Annotated in this window: 9 protein-coding genes; 4 read left to right on the top strand and 5 right to left on the bottom strand. The window is 71.8% G+C overall.

The window, feature by feature from the left end; all coding sequences use genetic code 11:
* Window positions 1-100: 100 nt before the first annotated feature.
* The gene (locus tag A9O63_RS07355; protein ID WP_069331343.1) at window positions 101-1240 is read right to left on the bottom strand and encodes a class II histone deacetylase; all 1140 of its coding nucleotides are present in this window, start codon (window positions 1238-1240) and stop codon (window positions 101-103) included.
* 59 nt (window positions 1241-1299) lie between these two features.
* On the opposite strand from A9O63_RS07355, the gene A9O63_RS07360 reads away from it, so the two are divergent.
* Window positions 1300-1557, top strand: a complete 258-nt coding sequence (locus tag A9O63_RS07360) for a DUF167 domain-containing protein (RefSeq protein ID WP_069331344.1) — start codon at window positions 1300-1302, stop codon at window positions 1555-1557.
* A gap of 237 nt (window positions 1558-1794) precedes the next feature.
* Here A9O63_RS07360 and A9O63_RS07365 read toward each other — a convergent pair whose 3' ends face one another.
* Together A9O63_RS07365 and A9O63_RS07370 are read right to left on the bottom strand one after the other, a co-directional pair.
* Window positions 1795-2718: an MBL fold metallo-hydrolase gene (locus A9O63_RS07365; protein WP_069331345.1), complete on the bottom strand. Its 924-nt coding sequence runs from the start codon at window positions 2716-2718 to the stop codon at window positions 1795-1797.
* A 93-nt stretch (window positions 2719-2811) separates the two neighbouring features.
* A complete protein-coding gene (locus tag A9O63_RS07370; protein ID WP_069331346.1) occupies window positions 2812-3222 on the bottom strand; it encodes a metallopeptidase family protein in 411 nt (136 codons plus the stop codon).
* 243 nt (window positions 3223-3465) lie between these two features.
* On the opposite strand from A9O63_RS07370, the gene gltX reads away from it, so the two are divergent.
* Window positions 3466-4791: a glutamate--tRNA ligase gene (gene gltX, locus A9O63_RS07375; RefSeq protein ID WP_069331347.1), complete on the top strand. Its 1326-nt coding sequence runs from the start codon at window positions 3466-3468 to the stop codon at window positions 4789-4791.
* Here the strand turns inward: gltX and A9O63_RS07380 are convergent, their stop codons facing one another.
* Both A9O63_RS07380 and A9O63_RS07385 read right to left on the bottom strand, forming a co-directional pair.
* The gene (locus A9O63_RS07380) at window positions 4792-5187 is read right to left on the bottom strand and encodes an AAA+ family ATPase (RefSeq protein WP_069331348.1); all 396 of its coding nucleotides are present in this window, start codon (window positions 5185-5187) and stop codon (window positions 4792-4794) included.
* 50 nt (window positions 5188-5237) lie between these two features.
* Window positions 5238-6683 carry a cobyric acid synthase gene (locus tag A9O63_RS07385; RefSeq protein WP_069331349.1) on the bottom strand — a complete coding sequence of 482 codons (1446 nt, stop codon included), beginning with the start codon at window positions 6681-6683 and terminating at the stop codon, window positions 5238-5240.
* 145 nt (window positions 6684-6828) lie between these two features.
* Here A9O63_RS07385 and A9O63_RS07390 point away from each other — a divergent pair, with 145 nt between their 5' ends.
* Complete coding sequence (locus A9O63_RS07390) at window positions 6829-7248, top strand: YciI family protein (RefSeq protein ID WP_069331350.1); 420 nt, start codon at window positions 6829-6831, stop codon at window positions 7246-7248.
* Window positions 7249-7592: 344 nt separating this feature from the next.
* Window positions 7593-8528 (top strand): LysR family transcriptional regulator (locus A9O63_RS07395; RefSeq protein ID WP_069331351.1); only part of this gene is annotated, 936 nt, incomplete at its 3' end.

The raw sequence follows: 8528 nt of genomic DNA on the forward strand, positions 1-8528 counted from the left end.
CGTGGCCGGGGAAGGCCGATTGGGGCTTCCTTGCATGCCCGGGGGGCGGGGCAGGAACGGTTCGGGGCCGGCGCCATGCCCAGCGCTGCGGGAGATGGGCTCAGGAGGCGGCGGGGACGGGACCCGGGGGGCGCGGCCCGCCCAGCCCGAAATGGGCGGCGAGGTCGGAGAGATGGTCGCTCAGGAAGCGGTCGAAGGCGGGGCCGGGCTGGCGCGCGCGGATCGTGGCGCCGAGCGGATCGGGGGCGCGGATGCCGCTGCCCGAGAGCTCTTCGAGCACCGCATGGCCGCAGAAGGGGACATGAACCTCGGAATAGCCCCCCTCATGGACGAGGACGAGCCTGTTTCCGCAGAGGTCGGCCGCGGCCTCCTTCATCCTCCGCGTCATCTCCCGGAAGGTCTCGGCCGACGCCATCATGCGGCCGAGAGGATCGAGGGCCGAGGCGTCGAAGCCGCAGGCCACCACGATCGCATCGGGCCTGTGACGGCGAAGCGCGGGCAGCACGAGCCGATCCATGGCCTCGAGATAGCCGCGGTGTCCGGTGCCGGGCGGCAGCGGGATGTTGAGGTTCGCCCCGTGCCCCGGACCCTCGCCGCGCACCTCCGCCCCGCCGGTGTCGAGCGGATAGTTGCGCTCCTGGTGCAGCGAGACGGTCAGGACCTCGGGGCGGGAGAGGAAGATCGCCTCGGTTCCGTTGCCGTGATGCACGTCCCAGTCCACCACCGCGATCCGCTCCGCCCGCTTCTCGGCCAGGGCCGCTTCGACCGCGATGGCGATATTGGCGAGGAGGCAGAAGCCGTTCGGCCAGTCGGGCAGGCAATGGTGTCCCGGCGGGCGGCTCAGCGCATAGGCATTGGCGAGGCGGCCGTCGAGCACCTCCCGGAGCGCCGCCGTGGCGAGGCCCGCCGAGAGGGCCGCCGTCTCGTAGCCGTCGCGGCCGAAGGGGCTGCGCAGGCCGAGCTCGCCGCCGCCGCGGTCGGAGAGGGCCTTGAACGCGGTCAGGTAGGCGGCGGGATGGACGCGGCGCAGCTCCTCCTCGGAGGCGGGCGGGGCGCCCTGCATCCGGAGCGCGCCTGCGAGGCCGGTGACCTCGATGAGGTTCTTCAGCCGTCGCTTGGTCTCGGGGCTCTCGGGCAGGCCGGCGCCCGGCTGGACGAGGCCGCCCACCGGCAGCGTCAGGGCGTAATTGCCGCCGTGATGCCAGAAGCACCGCTCGTCCCAGAAGAAGCCCGTGGCCATGCCGTCCTCCGTTTGCGCCGAGCCTGCGTCCGCGCTAAGGCTCGCGCAAGGGGGAAGCGATGGACGAGGGATCCACTCTGGCCGATCTGGCCCGGCCGGGCGTGCCCTTCGCGGTGCGGGTGACGCCGCGCGCCGCGCGGGCGAAGGTCGAGCTGCAGGAGGGCGTGGTGCGGGTGCATGTCACCTGCGTGCCGGAGGATGGCAAGGCCAACCGGGCCGTGACCGAGGCGCTGGCCAAGGCGCTGGGCGTGGCCAAGAGCCGCCTCACGCTGGTGCGGGGGGCCACGAGCCGCGACAAGACCTTCCGGCTGGATTGAGGGCACCCCCTCGGCGGCCCGCGCGGATGTCGGAGCCGGAGCGGATGTCGGGCCTGCCGCGAGGGCGGCGGGGCAGCGCCATACGACGCCGCTCTCCGCAGGCGGGTCTTCCCATCTGGCGATGCGCCATCGGCGGCCCGGAGCCGCGGAGGCCCCGAACGCCGTGGGGATCGTGCCGAGAGCGGGATGCCGCGGGGCAGGGAGGTCCGCGCGCCGCAGCGTCTCTCTCCGAGGCCCTCAGCCGTTCAGCATCAGCTGGTAGCTCTCGGGCACGAAGCGGAAGCCCTCGTCGGTCGTCTCGACGAAGCCGATGGCCGGGAAGGGCATGTGGTAGCCGATGAAGGGGATGCGCTCTTCGGCGATCCGGCCGAAGAGGGCGCGCCGGGTGGCGGCGGCCGCGGCCTTGTCCATGTCGAAGCGCACCTCCCAGTCGGGATGGCCGAGGGAGAAGGCGTAATGGTTCGCCGCATCGGCCGTCAGCATCAGCGCCTGCCCCTCGCTCTCGAGCCGCCAGGCCATGTGGCCGGGCGTGTGGCCGAAGGCCTCGACGGCCGTGATGCCGGGAGCCACCTCGTCGCCGCCTTCCACGAAGGTCATCTTGTCGAGGAGCGGGCGCACCTTGGCCTCGTAGCCCTCGTTGCCCTGCGCCGACCAATGGTCGTTCTCGATCCGGCCCGTGACATAGCGGGCCTTGGCGAAGGTGGGCGTCTCGCCCTCCATCAGCCCGCCGATATGGTCGCCATGCATGTGGGTGAGGACCACGACATCCACCGCGTCGGGCGCATGGCCCGCGGCCTCGAGTGCGGCCAGGATGCCCTCCGGCGCGAGGCCCGTGTCGAAGAGGATCAGCTCGGAGCGGGTGTTGACGAGGGTGGGGGTGAAGAAGCCCTGCGCCCGGTCGGTGGGCAGGAAGGCTGCGCGGGCGGCGGCCTCGAACTCCTCCTGCGGGACATTGGCCGCGAAGATCTCCTTCGGGCCCTCCTGCACGCGGGTGCCGGCGAGGAGCGGCGTGACCTCGAAGCTGCCGAGAGCGTAGCGGCGGAACGGCGGCGTGGCCGCGCCCTGCTTCTCGGCCGCGGCAAGGGCCGGGGCCGCTCCGAGGGCGGGGACGAGCGGCAGGGCGGCTCCGGCCAGAAGGGCGTTTCGGCGCGTCATGGTCATCGGCATCCTCCGGTTTGGTCGCGGTGATGGCTCATCATAGAGGCGCGGGGGCCGCTGACAGCGCTTCTGACGCAAAGGTGATCGGGAGGGGCCCTATTCCCACCAGGGATCGATGGCCGCGATATCCTCGTCGGACCAGCCGAAATGGTGGGCGAGTTCGTGGATCATCACATGCGTCACCAGTTCGCGCAGCGTGACATCGCCCCGAGCCACCCATTCGTCGAGGATCGGCCGCCGGAAGAGCCAGATCGCGTCCGGCTGCACGGGCTGGTCCATCACCGATTTCTCGGGGAGGGGAACGCCTTCGTAGAGGCCGGTCAGCTCGTAGGGATCGTCGATCTCCATCTCGTCGAGGATGTCGTCGGGCGGCAGGTCGGCCACGCGCAGGAGGACCGCGGCGGCCGGGGCACGGTAGGCGGCGGGCAGGGCCTCGACCGCCTCGCAGGCGAGCCGTTCGATGAGGTCGAGATCGGGAGCGGTGGCCTGAGCAGGATCCTGTGTCATGGCCGCACCATAGGCGGTGCGGAGCGGCCGGGGAAGCGCGCTCTCCGGTTGGGTGGGGCCGGCGCGTCCGGGGAGGGGCAGGGGGGAACGGACCCTCCGCGTCTCACGAACGGGGGGCGCGGGCAGGCGCTGCCGTACCAGCTGCCCGCGGTGGACAAGGCTGCCTTGCGGCCTGCGGCCGTTGGCCCGAACTGGACAATCGCCCCGCCGTGTGAAACAGGAGCGGGATCAGGAGAGCCGCCGATGACCACCGTTACCCGTTTCGCTCCGTCGCCCACTGGCTACATCCATGTGGGCAATCTCCGCACCGCGCTGATGAACTGGGCCATCGCCCGCAAGTCCGGCGGCACCTTCATCCTGCGCCTGGACGATACCGACCGCGAGCGGTCGAAGCAGGAATATTCCGACGGGATCATGGAGGATCTCGAGTGGCTGGGCCTGACCTGGGACCGGCTCGAGCGGCAGTCCGACCGGCTGGAGCGCTACGCGGAGGCCGCGGACGAGCTGCGCCGGGCGGGCCGCTTCTACGAATGTTTCGAAAGCCCGACCGAGCTCGATCTCAAGCGCAAGAAGCTGCTCAACATGGGCAAGCCGCCGGTCTACGACCGCGCCGCGCTGAAGCTCTCGGACGAGGAGCGCGCGCGTCTGCGCGCGGAGCGCGGCGGCTACTGGCGCTTCCTGCTCGATCAGGAGCGGATCGAATGGACGGACGGCATCCTCGGCCCGATCTCGATCGATGCGGCCTCGGTCTCGGATCCGGTGCTGATCCGGGCCGACGGGCAGGTGCTCTATACCTTCGCCTCGTCGGTCGATGACATCGACATGGGCGTGACCTTCATCGTGCGCGGCGGCGACCATGTGACGAACACGGCCACGCAGATCCAGATCATGCAGGCGCTGGGCGGCACGCCCCCCTCCTTCGCGCACCATTCGCTCCTGACCGGGGCGCAGGGCGAGGCGCTCTCGAAGCGGCTGGGCACGCTCAGCCTGCGCGACCTGCGCGCGCGGGGGGTGGAGCCCATGGCGCTCCTGTCGCTGATGGCGCGTCTGGGCTCGTCGCAGCCGGTCGAGCTCTTCCGCACGCATGAGGAGCTTCTGGCGGGCTTCGACGTGGGCACCTTCGGCGCGGCGCCGACCAAGTTCGATGCCGAGGACCTGTTCCCGCTGACCCGCCACTATGTGCAGGGCCTGCCGTTCGAGGCGGTCCGTGGCCGCATCGCCGCGTTGGGCGTGCCGGACGATCTGGCGGAGCCCTTCTGGCGGGTGGCCAAGGACAATATCGGCGTGCTCGAGGATCTGGGCGGCTGGTGGACGCTCTTCTCGGAAGGCGCCGAGCCGCAGATCGACCCCGAGGATGAGGATTTCATCCGTCAGGCCATGACGCTCCTGCCGCCGCCGCCCTACGGGCCCGAAAGCTGGGCGCAGTTCACCGCCGCGGTGAAGGAGGCCACGGGCCGCAAGGGCAAGGGGCTCTTCATGCCGCTTCGGAAGGCGCTGACCGGGCAGGCCCACGGGCCGGACATGTCCGAGGTCATGCCGCTTCTGCAGAAGGTGCGCGCGAAGGGCTGATCAGAGCTCGATGCCGGGCGCGTCCGGGGAGGGCGCGTCGGGCGCGGGCGTCTCTTCGGGCTCGGGCGTCTCTTCGGGCAGGGGCGGCGCATCGGCCTTGCGGCGGATCAGGATGTCGCCGTTCGGCAGCCGCTCGGGCGCCTCGTAGTTGCGCAGATCGTCCACCTTCGCCAGCAGGTCGCGCAGCGCGGGCTGCAGATCGCCCATCGCCTCGCCCATGTCGCGCATGGCGGGCTCCATCTCGTCCATCAGCCCGCGGAAAAGCAGCTTCGCCCCCTCGTTCAGCAGGCTGAACCCCTCGCCCACATCCCCGTCCTTGTCGGGTGCCGGCGCGTCCTGCGCCTGGGCCGGCGTGAGGAAGAGGCAGAGGGCGAGGGTGGCGGCGATCCGGGTCATGCGCCGAATATAGGGCGTCCGCGGCTTCGCGCCAGAGGCGCGCCGGCGCCTCAGCGGGCGAGCGCCAGCAGCCCCGCCACATCGACATGGGTCTCGAGATGGTCCGCGAGCCCGTCGAGCACCGTCTCGACCCGCGCATCATAGGCGAGATCCGAGGTCGCGGCCCCGAGGCTCTCGAGGAAGGCGCGCCGGAAGCCGTCGGCGCCGAACATGCCATGGAGATAGCTGCCCACCACGCGCCCGTCGGCCGAGGTGGCGCCTTCCGGGCGGCCCTCGATCTCGGCGAAGGGGCGGGCGCAGTCGGGCCCGTGGGTCGCGCCGATATGGATCTCGTAGCCGGTGAGGTCGGCCCCGCTGGCCCGGTGCCGCCCCGCCACGCGGGTGAGCCGCTTGTCGGGATGCATCACCGTCTCGACCTCGAGAAGGCCCAGCCCCTCGGTCACGCCCGGCGCGCCCTCGAGGCCTTGGGGGTCCGCCACGCTCCGCCCGAGCATCTGGTAGCCGCCGCAGATCCCCAGCACCCGCCCGCCGCGGCGATGATGCGCGCGCAGATCCACGTCCCAGCCCTGCGCCCGCAGGAAGGCCAGATCGCCCCGCGTCGATTTCGTGCCCGGCAGGATCACGAGATCGGCCTCGGCCGGGATGGGCTGGCCCGGGCGCACCATCCGCACGGTCAGCCCCGGCTCCTGCTTCAGCGGGTCGAGATCGTCGAAATTGGCCACGCGCGAGAAGGCAAGCCACGCGACCGTCAGCGCGCCCTGCCCGGTGGGGCGGCCCAGATCCAGCGCATCCTCGGCGGGCAGGAGCGCCGCCTCGGGGAAGAAGGGCACCACCCCGAAGCCGCGCCAGCCGGTGCGGGCCTCGATCAGCCGGTAGCCCTCGTCGAAGAGCCGCACGTCGCCGCGGAACTTGTTCACGAGGAAGCCCGCGATCATGGCGGCATCCTCTGGCTCGATCACCGCTTGCGTGCCGACGAGCTGGGCGATGACGCCGCCGCGGTCGATGTCGCCCGCGAGCACCACGGGCACCCCGGCCGCGCGCGCGAAGCCCATGTTGGCGATGTCGCCCCGGCGCAGGTTCACCTCGGCCGGGCTGCCCGCCCCCTCGACGATCACCAGATCGTGCGCCGCCGTCAGCCGCGCGAAGCTCTCGAGCACGGGCGCCATCAGCGCGGGCTTGCGCTCGAACCAGTCGCGGGCGCGCAGCGTGCCGACGCGGCGGCCCTGCACGATCACCTGCGAGCCGTGGTCGCTCTCGGGCTTCAGCAGCACCGGGTTCATGTCGGTCAGCGGCTCGAGCCCGGAGGCGCGCGCCTGCAGGGCCTGCGCCCGCCCGATCTCGCCGCCGTCGGCGGTGACGGCCGCGTTGTTCGACATGTTCTGTGGCTTGAAGGGGGCGACCGACAGGCCCCGGCGCCGCGCGGCCCGGCAGAGCCCCGCCACGAGCAGCGACTTGCCCACGTCCGAGCCCGTTCCCTGGATCATCACGGCGGGCATGGGCGTCTCCTTCGGGCATCCTCTTGTCCCCCGGTTCTCGCCGGTCGGCCGCGATTTGCCAAGATCGGATGCGCCGCGAGAAAAGGCTATGTCGGAAGCCGCCTTGCCCCGATGCTGTTCCCGTCCAGCAGGGGAGGAGAGAGCCATGCGCGTCATCGTCATGGTCAAGGCAACCGGCGAGAGCGAGGCGGGCCTGATGCCCGAACCGGAGATGTTCGAGGCCATGGGCCGCTTCAACGACGAGCTGATGGCCGCGGGCGTCCTGAAGGCGGGCGACGGGCTGAAGCCCTCGGCGCACGGGGCGCGCGTGCGATTCGACGGCGCGTCCCGCCACGTCACGCCCGGACCCTTCGGCCCGGCCGAGGAGCTGGTCGCGGGCTTCTGGCTCTGGGAGGTGCGCGATCTCGAGGAGGCGATCGACTGGGTGAAGCGCTGCCCCAACCCGATGCCCGGCCCCTCCGACATCGAGATCCGGCCGCTCTACGAGATGGAGGATTTCGGCGATGCCCTGCCCCCCGACGTGGCGGCGCAGGAGGCGGAGCATCGCCGCCGCCTCGACGGCTGAGCGCGGGAACCTTTCCCTCCGGCGGCCGAGGAAAGGCGGAGTCCACAGGCCCCGCCCGCGGACGGGGCGCCCCGGAGCGGTCGATGCCCGGGCGCAGCCCCCGACGCGGCCGAGGAAAGGCCCGATCCGGAGGCCCCGCTTGCGGGCGGGGGCGCCTCGATGCCCGGGGCCCGCGCGACCCGGACGCGGCAGGGAGAGGCGTGGGCCGGGGCCTCGCCGGCAGGGATCGGTCCCTGTCCCGCGCCGGCCGCCGGAAGGTTCCCGAGAGCGGCCTCCACCCTTCGTCGGGGCAGACGCCGCGCCCCGCCGCTGCCACTCTGACCCCGGGGGAAGGAGGAGCTGACATGCAGAAGGCAATGCGCGAGGAGCCTGTCTCCTCCGATCTCCGGGTCGGGGTGCAGGCGGGGCCGGAACTGACCTTCCGCAAGCTGAAGGCCTTCTGGGCGGTGGCGCAGTCGCAGTCGCTGACAGGGGCCGCGAAACTTCTGGGCATCGCCCAGCCCTCGCTTTCGCAGCAGATCATCGGGCTCGAGCAGAGCCTGGGCTATCCGCTCTTCGTGCGCCGGTCGAACCGGATGATCCTGACCGAGGCGGGCGTCCTGATGCTGCGCAAGGCCGAGCCCGTGTTGCGCGGGATGCAGGATCTGGAGGATACGCTCGCCGCCTACGGCAGCGGCCAGCGCCATCCGCTGCGGCTTGCGGGCGTGGAGTCGCTCCTGCGGACGATCCTGCCCGAGGCGTTGCGGCACATGGATCTCGACGGCACTGCCGAATGCGACCTGCTGGAAGGCGCGCCCGCGGATGTGCTCGAGATGCTCTATTCGCGGCAGGCGGACATCGGCCTTCTGGCCGCCAACTCGATCTCCGAGGCGAGCACCGGCTTTCTCCAGATCCCGATCATGGCCGATCCGACCGTGCTCGCGGTGCCCGAGTCGCTCGACCTCGGCGGCGTGGCGCGGATCGAGGATCTGGCCCCCGAGGCGCAGGCGATCCTCGGCGCCTCGATCCAGATCGCCTTCGGCACCCAGCACAGCCGCCGCATCGAGAGCTGGTTCTCGGACATGCTGCCGCAGAACCGCATGACGGCGCGGGTCAGGAGTTTCGAGACCGCGCTCTCGATGGTGCGCGCCGGGCTCGGCATCTGCATCGTGCCGGCGCTGTCGGTGGGGCCGTCTCCGGGCGTGCGGCTCTACCATGCCGGGCTCGAGCCGCGCCGGATCGTGGCGCTGATCCAGCCCGCGCAGCACCGCACCGGCCGGCACGCGGCGGTCGTCGCGGCC

Source organism: Cereibacter johrii, from assembly GCF_001720585.1.
GTDB classification, from domain to species: domain Bacteria; phylum Pseudomonadota; class Alphaproteobacteria; order Rhodobacterales; family Rhodobacteraceae; genus Cereibacter_A; species Cereibacter_A johrii.